Here is a 16,080-nt window from a genome sequence, read left to right as displayed (position 1 = left end):
TCCGGGAGGGGTTTCCGGGGTGGTCGCGCGGTGCGCGGCCGTCACCGGCGAGCTGCTCAGCACATCCCGGCGCGGGAATGAAGACTCAAACAGCCTTGCGGTGCATGCGGCAACAGATCGGCGCATGGTCTGCACATGCCCGCGGGCACGGGGTCGGGGACGGGGCTGGTCAGGAGTTGACGGCCGTCGTGTCCGTTCGGCGTGCGGACAACAGCGACAGACAGTTCTCCCAGAGGGCTTGGAGATGCTGGGTGTTGTTGTAGAGCTTGGCGAACAGCACCTGGCCCTCGAGCTGGGCGACGACCGACCGCGCGGCCTCCCAGGTGTCGCCGACGGTGATCTCCCCGCGCTCCCGGGCTTCGGCGACGACCTTCTCGACCATCTCCACCTGGGCGTCGAAGATCTGCTGCAGGCGCTCGCGGATGGGTTCGGTCTGGTTGCTCAGCTCCAGGGTGAGGTTGCCGAACATGCATCCGGAGACGGTCCCGCAGCTCTGCTGACCCGCGCGGAGGCCCGCCTCGGTCTCCTCGAACAGCCGGCGCAGCCGCGACAGCGGCGCCACGTCGTCCTGCAGGGCCCGACCCCAGTCACCGCGCTGGGTCTCCCAGTGCTCGTCGAGCACCGCCAGAGCGAGAGCCTCCTTGGACTCGAAGAAGTAGTAGAAGCTCCCCTTGGGCACGCCGGCGGCCTTGCAGATCTCGGCCACGCCCAGCGCGGAGTAGCCGCGCAGCTCGATGAGCGACTGCGCGGCGGTGAGGATCTTCTCCCTCGCATCACTGGTACGTCCCATGCCGCAAGTGTACGACCGGTCGTCTATGGCGAGCCATCGTGGCCCCCGGGCGTCTGACACACCGCCCGGGGGCGACGGATCAGTGGCCGGCGCTCTGGCCGCCGTCGACGTGGAGGATCTCGCCGGTGACGAAGGGCGCGTTCTCCAGGTAGACGACCGCGTCGACGATGTCGCTGACCTCGCCCATCCGCCCGACGGGGTGGAGAGCGGCGAGCGTCTCGTGGAACGCCTCCGGGTGCATGGGGGTCTTGATCACGCCCAGGGCGACCGCGTTGCTGCGGACGCCTCGGGAGGCGTACTCGATGGCCAGCGCCTTGGTGGCGGACTGCAGGCCACCCTTGGTCAGCGAGGCCAGCACCGAGGGCACCGCGGAACTGGCGTGGTCGACCAGGCTGGTGGTGATCTGGACGACGTGCCCGCCACCCTGGCGGAGCATCTGCTCAACGCCGAGCTGAGTGATGCGGAAGAACCCGCTCAGGTTGACGCCGGTGACCGCGTCGTAGTCCTCCTGCGTGTACTCGGTGAACGGCTTGGCGATGAAGATGCCGGCGTTGTTGACCAGGGTGTCGATGCGGCCGAAGCGCTCAAGCCCGGCGGCGACGACACGCTCGGCGGTGGCAGGGTCGGCGATGTCACCCGGAACGGTGAGGATCTCCGGATCCGAGGAGGCAGCGATGCCGCGAGAGGTGGCGACGACCGCGTAGCCGAGCTTGCGGTAGGCGTCCACCAGGCCGGCACCGATGCCCTGCGACGCACCGGTGATGACGGCAACCTTCTTGCCGGGAATGCTCATGATGACCTTCTTTGTGAGTGATTGTGCGAACCGACGCTGTCAGCCGGTCACCAGAGAGAACTAGTCGACCGGTCGACCATGTTCCGGGGCGCTTCCGGCAGCGCACCCCCGCAACAGGCCCACCACCTGCGGTGGGAGGCCGCACCTACCAGGTGAGAGAAAGCACGTCATGGAAAGAGCGGTGGGAGCGGCGCACGGTGAGGCCGTGGGCATCCGACGGGCGACCGGCACGGAGAGGCAGCGGGGCACGCGGGAGTTCCTGGCCGGGATCACCACCGCCTCTCCCGACGGAGCCGCCCCGCCGACTTCGGCCGGCGCCGGTCTGCCCAGGCCCTCCGGGCCGGCGCGCCGACCGGCCACGGCCGCCGGGCTACGGCAACCGTCTCGATATTCCTGGGAAGGAGACTTCTGATGGCTTCGCCGCTCACTGATCTCGGGGTCGAGGTACCGGTTCTGGCGGCGCCGATGGCAGGTGGTCCCACTACGCCAGAACTGGTCATCACGGCGGCCGGTGCAGGCAGCCTCGGCTTCCTCGCCGGTGGGTACAAGACAGCGGAGGCCCTGGGTGAGCAGATCGCCCGCGTTCGTGCGGCGGGCGTGGACTTCGGGGTCAACGTGTTCGCTCCCCGACCCGTGCCGGTGGATCCGGGAGCCTTCCGCGCCTTCGCCCGCACGATCGCGCCGGAGGCCCGGGCATACGGTCTCGACACGGCCGAGACCCGGATCGTGGAGGATGACGATCATTGGACTGACAAGATCGATCTTCTGCTCTCCTCCCCCGTACCGGTCGTCAGCTTCACCTTCGGTATCCCGGAACCGGCCGTCGTCGCGGCCTTTCGCGCGGCCGGAACGCTGGTGATCCAGACGGTCACCTCACCGGAGGAAGCGAGAACGGCCGCGGAAGCAGGCGTCGACGTACTCGCCGTACAGGCTTCAACCGCGGGAGGCCACTCGGGCACGTGGACCCCGCAGCGCACGCCCCCCGATGTGCGCCTGCCCGACCTGCTGAAGGCGGTTCGGAGGGAGGTGTCCGTGCCCCTTGTCGCCGCAGGTGGCATTGCCACACCGGACACCGTGGCCGAAGCGCTTGCGGCCGGGGCCGTGGCGGTCATGGTGGGCACCGTCCTGTTGCGTGCCGACGAAGCCGGCACCTCGGCCCCCTACCGGGCCGCGCTCGCCGACCCGGCACACCGTCAGACTGTGGTGACGCGGGCATTCACCGGCCGCCCGGCGCGAGCGCTGCGCAACGCATTCACCGACCGCTACAGCGGCCTCGCCCCGGATGGTTACCCCGCCCTGCACCACTTGACGAGCCCGATGCGCAGGGCCGCAGCAGCGGCGAACGATCCCGAGCGGATCAATCTGTGGGCTGGAACGGGCTACCGCCACGCAACGGCGGAGCCCGCCGCGCGCATCCTGCACCGGTTGGGCTCGCGGGCGTGAAAGACACGGCCCTCTGCGTGGCTCAGTGGGGCGACCGGTGATTGCTTTCGGGCAGGCCGAGGCGGAGGAACTCGGTCAGCGGATCGCGCGGCGGCTGTCGCTCCGAGGTGGCCCTTCCGGTCGGCACGAGGGCCGTGGGACGCCGAAGACGTCGTCGGTGAGCGTGGTCCCGATGCAGCCGGCGACCGGCTGGTGGGGGCGCACCGCAGGATGTCCGGCGCAACGGCGCCGACAGCCGCGCCCATGGGCGAAGGGCAAGGATCCATCCCGTGCCAGCAGGTCGGGCCTCTCACCCGCGTAGCATGGCCGACGTGGAATTGCGCCAGTTGCGGTACTTCCTCGCGGTCGCCGAGGAGCTGAACTTCGGCCGCGCCGCGAGCCGACTCCTGATCGCCGGTCCGTCCTTGTCCCAACAGATCAAGGCGCTGGAACGCGACCTCGGGGTACGGCTGTTCGACCGGGACCGTCGCTCGGTCAGCCTCACACCGGCCGGAGCGGCGCTCCTCCCGGATGCCCGCGCCCTTCTGGACAGCGCCGACGCCCTCCGTCACCGCGCGGCGAGGATCGCCGGCTCGGAGCCGGTCCGGCTCGGCTACGTCAGCTGGCTTCCCGCGGACCTCACCGCGCGGACCTCGGCCGTGGCGCGTGTACACGTCGATGCCTGGGTCGCGCCCTCGCACACGCAGGCCGCCCGGGTCGCGGACGGCAGCCTCGACCTCGCGGTGTGCTGGGTCCGCCGGGAGGACCTGGAAGCACGGGGTCTCAGCTCCCGGCTCATCGGCGCCGACCGCCTGTACGCGGTCTCCACCGGCCATGACGCGGCTGAGGTACGTGCCCGGGACGTCGTTGTCCTTCTGGACGACGACGCGACCACATGGCCCTCTTGGAATGCCTACGCCGAGCAGCTCGCCCGCGACACCGGCGCCCGCGCGGCGCACATTTCCGACGGCGGCATAACAGGGCCGGCGTTCTTCGACCACGTGCGGCGATCACGCCGCCCGATCCTCAACTCACCGAAGGCCCAGACCACCCCGCTCCCGCCCGAACTGACAGCCCGTCCTGTCGTCGAGCCGAAGGTCTACTGGACCTGGTCCCTGGTGTGGCGGCGCAGTGAGATGCGCCCCGCCGTGCTGAACACCGTCGACGCCCTGACGGACGGCCTGGGTGACCTCGGCATTCACGACTCCGACGCCTGGCTTCCAGACGACGATCCGTACAAGCAGTAGGTACTCACCCAGTGGCCCCGGGCCGCGATCTGGGAGCGCGGCCTGTGCTCGGCGGGAACGCAGGGTGGGCCGATGCACACATTCGACGCCAACTCCTATGAGGCTGAGGCTCCCAGCAGCGAGGAAGCCGGTCGTGGAGTCTGCCCAGGTGACGCGCGCACTCTGGGCCTATGGGAAACGGACAGCACCGGAGCTACGAGGCCGCTGGGAGCCGACCGCAGTCGGTCACCGTGCGGCTGGTCGGCGGCCCGACGGCGCTGCTGGAGATCGCCGGCCTGCGACTGCTGACCGACCCGACGTGCGACACCCTCGGGTTCGGCTTCGGCGCGGCCCAGCCCCTCGTAGCGGACGAATCCCGGCCGATTCACGCTGTGCTGCTCTCGAACCACCGGCACACCGATGGCCTCGACGGCGCCGGACGCCGCCTGTTCGCAACCGTCCCGATGACGCTCGCCACCGCGACGGCCGCCGACCGCCTGGGGCGGAACGCCACCGCGCTGCCTGCCTGGTACCACCTCACGCTGGACCGGCCCGACGGTGGCTGGGTCAAGGTCACCGGCGTACCCGTTCAGTACGGCCCGGACGGCTCCGAGCACGTCACCGCACGCGCCACGGGCTTCACGCTGACCGGTGCGGACATGCCCACGGTCTACATCAGCGGGGGCAACACGTCACTGGAGATCTTCACTGCGGTGGTGGAGCGGTTCGGCCCGGTCGACCTCGCCGTGCTGCCCGTGGACGCCACCCGCACCCCGACGCGGGACGGCTACCCGATGCTGACCGCCGACCAGGCCGCGGAAGCGGCCACGCGCCTCGATGCTCGTCGCGTCGTCCCCCTCCCCCACGGGGGGTCCCAGCTCCTCACTCAGGGCGCCGACACGCTTCGCGCCGTCTTCGCCCGATGCGCCATGGGCGACCGTCTGACCGTACTCGGAACCGGTGAGCACTGCATCGTCCGGACCGAACTTCCACGGATCGGGCTGCATGTCAGCGCCTCGAAGCCGCCCCCCGACGACACGTACGGGGCCGACAGCACACCGTGACCGCAGCAACCCGCCGAACCTGCCCAAGGGCGACCACCAGCCCCCTGCCATTCCGACTGATCTGCCGAACACCGTCGAGGGACTTCGCATGACCGCAACACCGTCGCGAGACGGCACCTCCGCCCCGGGAGGGACGCTCTCTGCACCCTGGGTCCACGTCGCCCAGGCCGCTGCCGCGCTGGCAACCGGCATGGGGGTGGGCCGCTTCGTCTACACCCCGATCCTCCCGCTGATGCACGCACAGGCCGGACTGTCGGCCGCGGCGGGGGCGAACCTGGCCACCGCCAACTACGTGGGATACCTGATCGGAGCCCTCGCCGGGACCTTCCTGCCGCGGCTGGGGCGTTCCGCAGCCGTCTTGCGCGGCAGCCTGCTGGCGCTGGTCGCCTCCCTGGCCGCGATGCCGCTGACTCACTCCACCACCGTGTGGCTGCTGCTCAGGCTGGGCGCGGGTGTCTTCAGCGCGCTGATCTTCGTCATCGCCGTCAGTTCACTGCTCAGCCACCTGCGGGAGCACCCGGCCCACCTGTCCGGGTGGGCGTTCGGCGGAGTCGGCGCCGGCATCGCCCTGTCGGGCCTGCTCGTCCTGGTGCTGCGCACGGTCGGCACCTGGCAGGCCGCCTGGTGGGCTTCCGCAGCCCTGGCCACGGCGCTCACCCTCGGCGCCTGGGGCCTGCGGCCCGAGCCCGCCCCACAGCCGGCCTCGTCCACGTCGGGGACGCACATACGAACGTCCGCGCCGCGTACCCATCGCTGGTTCGGCACCCTGTTCGCGTCCTACACGCTGGAGGGCATCGGCTACATCATCGCCGGCACCTTCCTGGTCGCGGCCATCGAACAGACCTCGCCCGGCTGGATCGGCAGCGGCGCCTGGGTGCTGGTCGGGCTGGCGGCCGTTCCGTCCTCCGCACTGTGGGCGTGGCTGGGACGCCGATGGTCCCGCCCCGACCTGCTACTGGCCGCACTCGGCGTGCAGGCGGTGGGCATCGCCCTGCCCGCGCTGGTGGGCGGGGTCGCGGCAGCACTGATCTCCGCGGTGCTCTTCGGCTCGACCTTCATAGGCGTGAGCACACTGGCCCTCGCGGCGGGTGCGCACCTGCGGTTCCCCCGCGCCGTGGCTCTGCTGACCGCCGGATATTCAGTCGGCCAGATCCTCGGCCCGCTGGTCGCGACCCCCCTGCTCCACCACGGCTACCACCAGGCTCTGATCCTGGCCTCCGTCGTCGTCCTGGCCGCGGCGCTCGGCGCCCTGGTTCTCCGCATCGGATTCCCGCATCACATGCCGACGCCGGGTCACCCCGTCCGGCGCTCCGAACCCGCCACCGGTAGCCCACTCACCTCCCTGGACGCCGCCGAAGCCCAGGCGGCCGAGTGACCGCCGAGCATCTGCCCGCAGAAAACGAACGAAGGAGCACACCATTTCGATCATCTCCTGCAACCTGCGGGAGGGCCGCAGTGACGAGCAGAAACGCGCACGGCCCGGGGCCTGATCCAGGCGGTGCGGGCGGCGACCGGCGAACCCATCAGTAAGGAGAAACTCCGTGCCCTTCATCGAGATCTGCGTACCGACACAACTGTCCGACGACGTCAGGACGCGACTCATCCAGGAGGTGATCGACCGGACCCATGAGGCGGTGGGCTCGGACCCGGCGATCATCAACGTCGTCGTGCACGAGATGGCTCAAGCGAGCATGTCCAGAGCAGGGAAGATCCATCACGCTGAACCGCCTGTGCCGGCGGCTCTGAACGGCGTCGACGGCTCCGGGAGCAGACAATGACCGACTCCTATCTGGTCGAGGAACTCGGCCGCTTCGTGGTCTCCGCAACGAGCACGAACATCTCCGACAGCGCGCGCAAGGCGCTCAAGCGCAATGTCCTGGACACCCTGGGCTGCGCGATCGCGGCGCTCGACGGGGAGATGATCGACACCATCCGTGACCAGACCCTGCAGGCAGGCCGAAGCGACGGGGCCACCCTCATCGGAGGGGGACGTGCCGGGGTGGACCAGGCCACGCTGATCAATTCGGTGCTGGTGCGCTACGTCGACCTGCTCGACACCTACCTCACCCCTGGAGGGCTCTGCCATCCGGCCGACAACTTCGGTGCGGTGCTCGCCGTCGCCGAGCAGCAGCGGGCCACCGGGGAGGAGTTCCTGCTCGCACTGGCCCTGGCGTACGAGATCCAGTGCCGCTTCAGCTCACAGGTCCCGGTCATGGCCCGGGGACTCAACCACGCCCTGCAGCTGTCCATGTCCGTCGCCGCGGCGAGTTCCCGGCTGCTCGGGCTGGACGCACAGCGCACGGCGCACGCCATCGCGATCGCGGCGGTCGACAACGTCTCCCTCGCCGCGGTCCACTCCGAGCCAGTGTCGAACTGGAAGGGCATCTCACCGGGCATCACCGCTCAACGCGCCGTCTTCACCACAGCGCTCGCCGGACGGGGCATCACCGGCCCGCTGGGGCTCTTCGAAGGTCCCAACGGCCTGCACCGGCTCTTCGGCCAGAGCGTGGAGATGCACCTCGACGACCCGTCACTCGACGTAGCCGAGCAGACCTACCTGAAGAGTACTGCTCACTCATCCACGGACAGCCGGTGATCGAGACGGCGCTGGAGCTGGCGCGCGAGCACGGCGTTGAACACCGCGACGTCGCCGGGGTGCGGCTGGAGGTGTTCCAGACGGCTTACGACATCGCCGGCGGTGGCACGTTCGGCGACAAGACCGAACCGCGGACCAAGGAACAGGCGGACTACAACCTGAAGTACCTCACCGCGGCCGCGCTGATCGACGGCGAGGTGGGACCGCACCAGCTGAAGGAGGACCGCATCCGCGGCGAGGACGTGCAGGACCTGCTGCGACGCGTTGAGGTCCGTGCCGACGACGTGCTGACCGCCGGCTATCCCGACACCACTCGCGTCCGCGTACACATCGATCTGCGCGATGGCTCCCGGCTGTCCCGCGAACAGTCCGACTTCGAGGGTGCCCGCACTCGGCCCCTGTCGTGGCAGCGGGAGGTCGAGAAGTTCCACTGGCTCAGTGAGCCCTACGCCGACCCGGCACTGCGCGAGGACATCGTCAGCCTCGTCGAGGAACTCGACGCGCACCCGACGGCCGAGTTGACGGCTCTGCTCGCACGAGTGGGCCCCGCGCCGCTCCGCCCCCGCTCCCGCCGGTTCGTCTGAGCCGATCCGGAACCGGTACCCCAACCTGTTCGGACCGTCCCGTGACCGGCGGCCGACGACAAGAGAAAACAAGAGAGAGAGGAAGACAACGCACCATGAGTACGTTCACCGGGATCGCACACATCGCCATCGTGGTGCGCGACATGGGTGCCAGCGTCGACTGGTACCGACGCGCACTCGGCTTCGAGCCCGTCGGCGAAGTGAGGCCCGGAACGGTCGGCATCGGGCATCCCCGGCAGATCATGCACCACGCCGACAGCGGACTCGTCCTGGCCGTCCACGAGCCCCTGGAACGCAGCGGCGACATGTTCGACCCGTCCCGCACCGGGCTCGACCATGTCTCACTCGGCGTCTCCGACCGGGCCGCTCTGCACAGCTGGGCCCGGCACCTGGACGATCTCGGGGTGCCCCATTCACCTGTGCGGGACGCCGGCCACGCGGAATTCATCTCCGTGGCCGACCCGGACGGTATCGCCTGGGAGTTGTGGGCCACCAAGCCGCGGCAGTGAGCAGGCCGCATCCGTCAGAGGTCCCGCAGCGCGACGCGCTACTGCCTGCGGTCGGCAAACCGTCCACCACCGCCGTGCGCGACTGGCCGCAACCTAGCCACATGGCCCGACCATCGGTCTCCACCGACTACTGACCGCGGCCGGACCGCCGACCCCCGTCGGCCGGCATTGACCCCCAACGACATGCATCACAGTAGTAATTGGAGTTTCCCGTGCACGCATCGACCTCCCCCGCGTCCGTCACCCCCGTCGACTTCTGGTTCGACCCCGTGTGCCCGTGGACCTGGCTGACTTCCCGCTGGATGCTGGAAGTCGCCAGGACCCGGCCCGTCGAGGTGTCCTGGCACGTCATGAGCCTGTCCGTCCTGAACGAGAACCGGCTGGACGAACTGCCCGAGCGCATCCGCGTACTGATGGGCGAGGCATGGGCTCCGGTGCGCGTCCTGACCGCGGCCGGCCTCGTCCACGGGCCCGAGGTTCTCGAACCCCTCTACACCGCCCTCGGCACCCGCTACCACCTGCGGCAGCAGCCCAAGGACCGGGCCACGCTGGAAGCCGCCCTGCGCGAGACCGGACTGCCCGTGGAGCTGGCCGACGCCGGCGACACGGACCGTTACGACGAGGAGCTGCGGGCGTCCCACCGCCGGGGAATCACCCTGGTCGGCCAGGACGTCGGCAGCCCGATCATCGCCGTCCCCGGTCCGGACACGGGCAGCGACCCCATCGCCTTCTTCGGCCCCGTCGTGACCCCCGCTCCCAAGGGCGAGGACGCCGCCCGGCTGTGGGACGGCGTGCTCACCATTGCCTCCATGTCCGGTTTCTACGAGATCAAGCGCACGCGCACCAGCGGGCCCGACTTCAGCTGAACGACACGCGCACGGCTGATCCGCCCGCGCACTTGCCGGCGCTGCTGACCAGCCTCAACACCACCCTCAGGCCATCGCTGCCGACCACTTGCACTAGCCGACCGGTCGACTAATATAGTTGACCGGTCGACTTATCGACCATGCACCGAGCCCCCATCATGAAGTGGAGAGCCTTCGTGGCCACCCCTGTCCATCTCGCCGTCGTCTATTACTCGTCCACCGGCACCATCGCCGAGATCGCGAAGGAACTGCGCGACGCCGGTGTCAAGGCCGGCGCCGAGGTCCGCCTGCTCAAGGTCGCCGAGCTCGCCCCTCAGACGGCCATCGACTCCAACCCCGCCTGGGCCGCCCACCACGCCGCCACCGCGGACATCCCCGAGGCCACCCCCGAGGACATCGAGTGGGCCGACGCCGTCCTCTTCGGCACCCCCACCCGCTTCGGCAACGTCTCCTCCCAGCTCAAGCAGTTCATCGACACCCTCGGCGGCCTCTGGGCCCAGGGCAAGCTCGCCGACAAGGTCTACAGCGGCTTCGCCTCCAGCGCCACAGCTCACGCCGGCCAGGAATCCACGCTGCTCGCCCTCTACAACTCCATCCACCACTTCGGCGGCATCACCGTCAGCCCCGGCTTCACCGATCCCGCCAAGTTCATCGACGGCAACCCGTACGGCACCTCGCACGTCGATGCCCAGGGCAACAATCCCGTCGACGACACCACCCGCACCGCCGCCCGCATCCAGGCCGAGCGTGCCGTCAAGATAGCCGCCGCGCTCAAGGCCAGTGCCTGATGCTGAAGCGGCCTGCACCGGGCTAGCACCGCCACACCTCGTCACCCGTCGGCGATGGACCGACCCCATCCCTGTCGGAAGCCGCTCCCACCGAACTGAAAGAGGAAGAGGACCATGAAAGAGTTCCTGGTCGAGCTCACCACGACCGTGCCCGAGGGCACCAACCCCGCCGAAGTCGATCGACGTCGCGCAGCCGAGGCCGTGCGGGCGAAGGAGCTCGCCTCCACGGGCCACCTCGTCCGGCTGTGGCGCCCAGAGGGCGAACTCCGCAGCATTGGTGTGTGGCGCGCCGACGACGAGGCGGACCTGCGCGAGAAGGTCCTCGGAACACTGCCCCTGTGGCCCTGGATGACCGCAGTGGTCACCGCCCTGCAGTCGCATCCCAACGACCCGGGCCCGACCGGCTACACGGACTGATCGAGCCGTCACCTGCGCGTGCTCCCTGCGGCAGCCGAGGCGGCCGCAGGGAGCAACCTCAGATCCGCCGGGTGCCGCGCATAGGCCCCATCATGAGAGGAGAAACCCTGATGACCAGCACAACAGCGCAGGAAGCGATCCTGCGTGGCGTCATGGACCGATGGAAGACCGCGGTCGACGCACATGAACCGCAGGAGGTCGCCTCGTATTTCACCGAGGACGCCATCTTCCAGGGGCTTCATCCCTACACCGTCGGCCGTCAGGGGGTCGCCGAGTACTACGACTCCCAGCCTCCCGGCCTGGCAGCCGACTACCAGGTACTGGAAACACGGCAGTTGGCCGAGGATGTCGTGCTCGGCTACCTGGGCGTCGACTTCTCCTTCACCGACCGGCCGACCCTCAAGGTCACCCTCAGCGTGGTGTTCAGGCGTGTCGCCGACCAGTGGCTCATCGCCCACTATCAGGTGTCGCAGCTGAAGTGACGAGCAGAGGATGCGGCGGGACCTGACCCTGACCCGCTCCCGGCTCCACGCGTAGCGCCGATGACGATAGTCGGTCGGGCCGAAGACCTGCGGAAGCTGCCGCCGGGTTCAGCCGGAAGTGGCCAGGGGTGACGTGCCGAACGAAGAAGGGGATCGGCTGGGGCCCTGTTTGCCGAAGAACGTTGGCCAGGAGGGGCGTTGGAAGGACCAGCGTCAGGTGATCCACGGGATCCTGCTCCGGCTGAGGACCGGCATCCCGTGGCGGGATCTGCCGACTCGGTCCGGCAAGTGGAAGACGGTATACGACCGGCATCGCCGCTGGTCGGCGGATGGAACGTGGGTCACGATTCTGCGAGCCGTTCAGACCGATGCCGACGTGGAGGGCCCCATCGACTGTCGAGGACCGCGCCCTCCGCCTGGTCGCTTCCGGAGCCGACGCTGGCCACGCTCACCTCGGATCCCGGGCTCCTTCCGGATCATGAATCCAACGTATGACCAGGAGTGCTTGTCATTGGTAGCCCACGCCCGACACCGAAGTACGGGGCCCGAGGTCCCAGCGCTGAGCGCGACGGTGCCAGGACCCGTGGGCGTGGTTCGCCGCCGGTGTCAGGGTGTTCGGGCCGCGGCGGCGTCGCGGAGGAGTCCGGCGAAGGTCAGGGCGGCGGGGGTGAGCGAGTGGTCGGCCATGCGCACCAGGAGGATGCGGCGGACGGGGGCCGGCGGCTGGAGGGGAAGGACGTCGACGCCGGGCCGGATGCCCTCCAGGGCAAGGGTGGGGGCGAGGGCGACGCCGATACCGGCGGCGACCATGGCCTGGGCCTCCTGGTAGTCGTGGGCCTCGTAGGCGATATGGGGCTCGAAGCCGACGGCGCGGCAGCCGCGGACGAGGGCTTCGCCCACCGGGTGACGGTCGGCGCGGGTGATCCAGGGATCGTCTGCGAAGTCGGCGAGTGAGGCGGCGCCGCGGCCGGCGAGTGGATGGTGGTCGCTGACGAGAAGGGCCGGCGGGTCGTCGAGCAGTGGGGTGACGACGATGTCCTCCCGGTCGATTCGGCTCCAGTCGTAGTCCCACATCAGCGACATCTCGATCTCCCGGTTCTCCAGCATCGTCCAGAGTCCGGCGATGCGGGCGCTGCGGACGGTCAGCCGTACGTCGGGGTGAGCGTCCCGGAAGGCGATCACGGCCTGCGGGAGGAGCGAGGCGCCGACGGTGGGGAAGGTGCCGATGCGCAGGGTGCCCGCGCGCAGACCGGCGTGGTCGGCGAGTTCGTTTTCCGCGGCCTGCAGTTCGCGTTCGATCCGTTGCCCTCGTTCGGCCAGCGCCCGTCCGGCGTCGGTGAGGGTCACGCCCCGGGCGTGGCGTTCCAACAGGGGCTGGCCTGCCTCCGTTTCCAGGCGGCTGATCTGCTGCGATACCGCTGACGGTGTGTAGTTGAGGGCGCGGGCTGTCGCGGTCACCGAGCCACGCCGGGCGACCTCCGTGAACAGCAGGATGCGCCGTACGTCGAGCATGCCGCCACCTCCAGCGTTCACTCCACCTTAATAGCCATGCAGATTTCCGAGATTGTACTTCACGCTGCCGTAACCCACCGTGGAGGACACCACGCACGGCGAGACCGTCGGTGGCCTTCCCCTTCCATGGCTGTGAGGAGTCAGTTGTGCTGCGTCTGCAGGGCGAGATGATCCGCGGAGGAACCAGCAAGTGCTGGATCTTCGACCACCGCGACGTGGCCGCCACGGGCGTGGACGTCGATGACCTCCTGCTCGCCGCCTTCAACGCCGCCGACCCCCGCCAGATCGACGGCGTGGGCGGCGCCTCGTCCACCACCTCCAAGGCCGCCGTCGTACAGGCGTCGACCCAGGCCGCCGTGGACGTCGAGTACGCCTTCGCGCAGGTCGGTATCGGCGACGAGCGCGTGGAATGGGCCAGCAACTGCGGCAACTGCGCCACCGCCGTGGCCCTGTACGCCGTCCACCACGATCTCGTGCCGATCACGTCGGACACCACCACCGTCCGCATGCTCAACGTCAACACCGGGGCCCGCCTCACCGGCACGATCCCCACCCCCGCGGGCGTGGCCCCGGAGGAGGGCCAGGCCGTGGTCCCGGGTACCTCGGCACGGGGCGTGCCGGTCCTGCTCGGGTTTCTGGACCCGGCGGGCTCGACGACCGGACGCGCTCTGCCGACCGGCCGGACGCTGGACGAGCTGACCGGCCCGGACGGCCTTGTCGAGGCATCCCTGGTGGACGCCGGCGCTCCGGCCGCGCTGTTCGAGGCCAAGGCCTTCGGCCTCGACGGCACGGAATCCCTCACCGCGTTCGCCACCGCAGTGCCCGCGCTGACATTGCTGCGCCGCCAGGCAGCGCTGGCCATGGGCCTGGCCCGCGAGGGCGATCCGATCAGCCACGCGGTGCCGAAGGTGGGCATCGTCGCCCGGCCCGCCCCTTATCACACCACTCAGGGCATCCTCGTCAACCAGGACGAGTACGACCTGGCCGTGCGCATGGTCTCCATGCACGCCCCTCACCCGGCGATCGGCCTGACCTCCGCCGTGGCCCTGGCCACGGCAGCCGCCACCCCTGGCACCCTCGCCCACCGCGTCGCCCGGCAGACCGCCGACGGAACGCTGCGGCTGGGCACCCCCGCCGGCGTGGTCACCACCCAAGCCGTCCCCGCACCGGACGGCGCGTCCCCCACGGTGCTGCTGCACCGCGCCGCCCGGCGTATCGCCCGAGCCGAACTCCTCGTTCCCGTCCTGGAAGGACGCCCCGCATGAGCCGCAACGACGCCGCCCCGGGTACCGTCACCCCACCACCGGGCCGCATCCGCCGGATGCTGTCCCACCTCTACGTCCAGTGCCTGATCGCCGTCCTCCTCGGCGCCGCCGTCGGCGGGCTGTGGCCGTCCGTCGGCGCTGACCTCAAACCGCTCGGCGACGGCTTCATCGCACTGGTGAAGATGTTCATCGCGCCGATCATCTTCTGCACGGTCGTCCACGGCATCGCCTCCATGGGCAACGCCCGCGCGGTCGGCCGCGTGAGCCTGAAGGCCCTGGTCTACTTCGAGGTGCTGACCACCGTGGCCATGGTGATCGGCCTGGTCGTCGTCAACGTCGTCAAGCCGGGCAGCGGTCTGCACATCGACCTCTCGACCCTGTCCACCAAGGCCCTGCCGCCGGAAGCGACCACGGCCCACGAGGGCTTCGCCGCCTTCCTCCTCGCCACCATCCCGGCCACCCTGGTCAGCGCCCTGACCGGCAACGAGATCCTGCCCGTGCTGCTGGTGTCGGTGCTGTTCGGATTCGGCCTGCACGCCGGCGGAGAGGCCGGCCTGAGCATCGCCCGGGGCGTCGAGAAATTCTCCACGGTCCTGTTCACGCTCATCCGCTGGATCATGCGGCTGGCCCCCATCGGCGCGTTCGGTTCGATGGCCTTCACCATCGGCCACTACGGCCTGGGCACCCTGCGCCACCTGGCGCTGCTGGTCGGATCGTTCTGGCTGACCGCCCTCCTCTTCGTCCTGGTCGTCCTCGGGACCGTGATGCGCCTGAACGGACTGCGGCTGCTGCCCTTCCTGCGCTACATCAAGGAAGAGCTGCTGATCGTCCTGGGCACCTCCTCCACCGAGCCCGTCCTGCCGCGCATGATGGCCAAGCTCCAGCACGCGGGCGCCTCGAAACCGGTCGTCGGCATCACGCTGCCCGCCGGGTACTCCTTCAACCTCGACGGCACCGCCATCTACCTCACCATGGGCTCGGTCTTCCTCGCCCAGGCCCTCGGCATCCACCTCAGCCTCACCCAGCAGCTGGCCATGCTCGCCGTCATGCTGCTCACCTCCAAGGGCGCCGCGGGCGTCACCGGCTCCGGCTTCATCGCCCTGGCCGCCACCCTCAGCGCCGTCCCCCACGTCCCCGTCGCCGCCCTCGCGCTGATCTTCGGCGTCGACCGGTTCATGTCCGAAGCCCGCGCCCTGACCAGCCTGATCGGCAACGGAGTCGCCACCCTGGCCGTCGCCCGCTGGGAGGGCGAGCTCGACGAGGAGCGCGCCAAGGCCGTCCTGCGCGGCGAGCTCCCCTACGCCCCCACCCCCGCTCCCTCCGCAGTGCCGGCCGAGCCCGATCCGAAGCAGACACCCGCACCCGAGGCGATGCCCGAACCAACTCGCGACCCCGTCCCCGCCGCAAGCTGATACTGCGTGGGCGGGCCGGCCCAGAGCCGATGCTCCGGCCGGCCCGCCCACGTCTCAACCGGACGTCGTACTCGCCGTCCTGGCTGATCGGGAAGGTCTGGTCTTCTGGTACGCACGCCGGAAGCCTGACTGGTGTGCCAGGAGCAGGACGGGGCAGGTCGGTGCGGGGCTCCGGTGAGGTGGGCGCGGTGGCTTGCCAGGCCGGAGGACTCGGCCGTGACGTCAGCGTACAACCGGGCCCCGGGATGCCCGATGAGCACCTCGGCGACCACCCGCCCCTCCACCGCGGGGTACAGCACGGCCTCCCACGGCTGTGCGTAGCGCTCGTGGCCGAGGAGGCTGACGAGTTCGCGG

17 protein-coding genes and 1 pseudogene are annotated in these 16,080 nt (G+C 69.9%); 15 read left to right on the top strand and 3 right to left on the bottom strand.

The annotated features are described in order from the left end of the window. Window positions 1-169: 169 nt before the first annotated feature. Together ACFYZB_RS23955 and ACFYZB_RS23950 are read right to left on the bottom strand one after the other, a co-directional pair. The gene (locus tag ACFYZB_RS23955; RefSeq protein ID WP_388762034.1) at window positions 170-790 is read right to left on the bottom strand and encodes a TetR/AcrR family transcriptional regulator; all 621 of its coding nucleotides are present in this window, start codon (window positions 788-790) and stop codon (window positions 170-172) included. A 79-nt stretch (window positions 791-869) separates the two neighbouring features. After that, a complete protein-coding gene (locus tag ACFYZB_RS23950) occupies window positions 870-1,583 on the bottom strand; it encodes an SDR family NAD(P)-dependent oxidoreductase (protein ID WP_388762031.1) in 714 nt (237 codons plus the stop codon). 411 nt (window positions 1,584-1,994) lie between these two features. Here ACFYZB_RS23950 and ACFYZB_RS23945 point away from each other — a divergent pair, with 411 nt between their 5' ends. The 13 genes and pseudogenes from ACFYZB_RS23945 to ACFYZB_RS23885 all read left to right on the top strand — a co-directional run. Then, window positions 1,995-3,026: an NAD(P)H-dependent flavin oxidoreductase gene (locus ACFYZB_RS23945; RefSeq protein WP_388762028.1), complete on the top strand. Its 1,032-nt coding sequence runs from the start codon at window positions 1,995-1,997 to the stop codon at window positions 3,024-3,026. Window positions 3,027-3,328: 302 nt separating this feature from the next. Beyond that, window positions 3,329-4,252, top strand: coding sequence for a LysR family transcriptional regulator (locus ACFYZB_RS23940; RefSeq protein WP_388762025.1), 924 nt, complete (start codon window positions 3,329-3,331; stop codon window positions 4,250-4,252). Window positions 4,253-4,422: 170 nt separating this feature from the next. Continuing rightward, complete coding sequence (locus tag ACFYZB_RS23935; RefSeq protein ID WP_388762022.1) at window positions 4,423-5,295, top strand: MBL fold metallo-hydrolase; 873 nt, start codon at window positions 4,423-4,425, stop codon at window positions 5,293-5,295. Between the two features lie 190 nt (window positions 5,296-5,485). Continuing rightward, window positions 5,486-6,670: a YbfB/YjiJ family MFS transporter gene (locus ACFYZB_RS23930; protein WP_388762090.1), complete on the top strand. Its 1,185-nt coding sequence runs from the start codon at window positions 5,486-5,488 to the stop codon at window positions 6,668-6,670. A gap of 166 nt (window positions 6,671-6,836) precedes the next feature. Then, window positions 6,837-7,073, top strand: a complete 237-nt coding sequence (locus ACFYZB_RS23925) for a 4-oxalocrotonate tautomerase family protein (protein WP_388762019.1) — start codon at window positions 6,837-6,839, stop codon at window positions 7,071-7,073. Then, window positions 7,070-7,891 carry an MmgE/PrpD family protein gene (locus ACFYZB_RS23920; protein ID WP_388762015.1) on the top strand — a complete coding sequence of 274 codons (822 nt, stop codon included), beginning with the start codon at window positions 7,070-7,072 and terminating at the stop codon, window positions 7,889-7,891. Before ACFYZB_RS23925 ends, ACFYZB_RS23920 begins: the two co-directional genes overlap by 4 nt. Next, window positions 7,888-8,475: a hypothetical protein gene (locus ACFYZB_RS23915; RefSeq protein ID WP_388762013.1), complete on the top strand. Its 588-nt coding sequence runs from the start codon at window positions 7,888-7,890 to the stop codon at window positions 8,473-8,475. The genes ACFYZB_RS23920 and ACFYZB_RS23915 overlap by 4 nt, the downstream gene beginning before the upstream one ends. Before the next feature lie 95 nt (window positions 8,476-8,570). Then, a complete protein-coding gene (locus ACFYZB_RS23910) occupies window positions 8,571-8,984 on the top strand; it encodes a VOC family protein (RefSeq protein WP_388762010.1) in 414 nt (137 codons plus the stop codon). A gap of 212 nt (window positions 8,985-9,196) precedes the next feature. Continuing rightward, the gene (locus tag ACFYZB_RS23905; RefSeq protein WP_388762007.1) at window positions 9,197-9,850 is read left to right on the top strand and encodes a DsbA family protein; all 654 of its coding nucleotides are present in this window, start codon (window positions 9,197-9,199) and stop codon (window positions 9,848-9,850) included. A gap of 176 nt (window positions 9,851-10,026) precedes the next feature. Further along, complete coding sequence (wrbA, locus tag ACFYZB_RS23900; RefSeq protein WP_388762004.1) at window positions 10,027-10,638, top strand: NAD(P)H:quinone oxidoreductase; 612 nt, start codon at window positions 10,027-10,029, stop codon at window positions 10,636-10,638. Between the two features lie 114 nt (window positions 10,639-10,752). Then, window positions 10,753-11,055, top strand: coding sequence for a muconolactone Delta-isomerase family protein (locus ACFYZB_RS23895; protein WP_388762002.1), 303 nt, complete (start codon window positions 10,753-10,755; stop codon window positions 11,053-11,055). A gap of 110 nt (window positions 11,056-11,165) precedes the next feature. Next, the gene (locus tag ACFYZB_RS23890) at window positions 11,166-11,537 is read left to right on the top strand and encodes a YybH family protein (RefSeq protein ID WP_388762000.1); all 372 of its coding nucleotides are present in this window, start codon (window positions 11,166-11,168) and stop codon (window positions 11,535-11,537) included. Window positions 11,538-11,655: 118 nt separating this feature from the next. After that, window positions 11,656-11,931, top strand: a pseudogene (locus ACFYZB_RS23885) (transposase); the annotation flags it as partial. 212 nt (window positions 11,932-12,143) lie between these two features. Here ACFYZB_RS23885 and ACFYZB_RS23880 read toward each other — a convergent pair. Then, window positions 12,144-13,049: a LysR family transcriptional regulator gene (locus ACFYZB_RS23880; RefSeq protein ID WP_351207613.1), complete on the bottom strand. Its 906-nt coding sequence runs from the start codon at window positions 13,047-13,049 to the stop codon at window positions 12,144-12,146. A 146-nt stretch (window positions 13,050-13,195) separates the two neighbouring features. Between ACFYZB_RS23880 and ACFYZB_RS23875 the strand changes: the two genes are divergently transcribed. Both ACFYZB_RS23875 and dctA read left to right on the top strand, forming a co-directional pair. After that, window positions 13,196-14,314, top strand: coding sequence for a PrpF domain-containing protein (locus ACFYZB_RS23875; protein WP_388761997.1), 1,119 nt, complete (start codon window positions 13,196-13,198; stop codon window positions 14,312-14,314). Beyond that, window positions 14,311-15,726, top strand: a complete 1,416-nt coding sequence (gene dctA, locus ACFYZB_RS23870; RefSeq protein WP_388761995.1) for a C4-dicarboxylate transporter DctA — start codon at window positions 14,311-14,313, stop codon at window positions 15,724-15,726. The genes ACFYZB_RS23875 and dctA overlap by 4 nt, the downstream gene beginning before the upstream one ends. Window positions 15,727-16,080: the final 354 nt, after the last annotated feature.

The organism is Streptomyces sp. NPDC001852 (assembly GCF_042891825.1).
GTDB lineage: Bacteria > Actinomycetota > Actinomycetes > Streptomycetales > Streptomycetaceae > Streptomyces.
The sequence above is the reverse complement of the archived record's forward strand: the minus strand, read 5'-3'. Positions and strand labels throughout refer to the sequence as shown.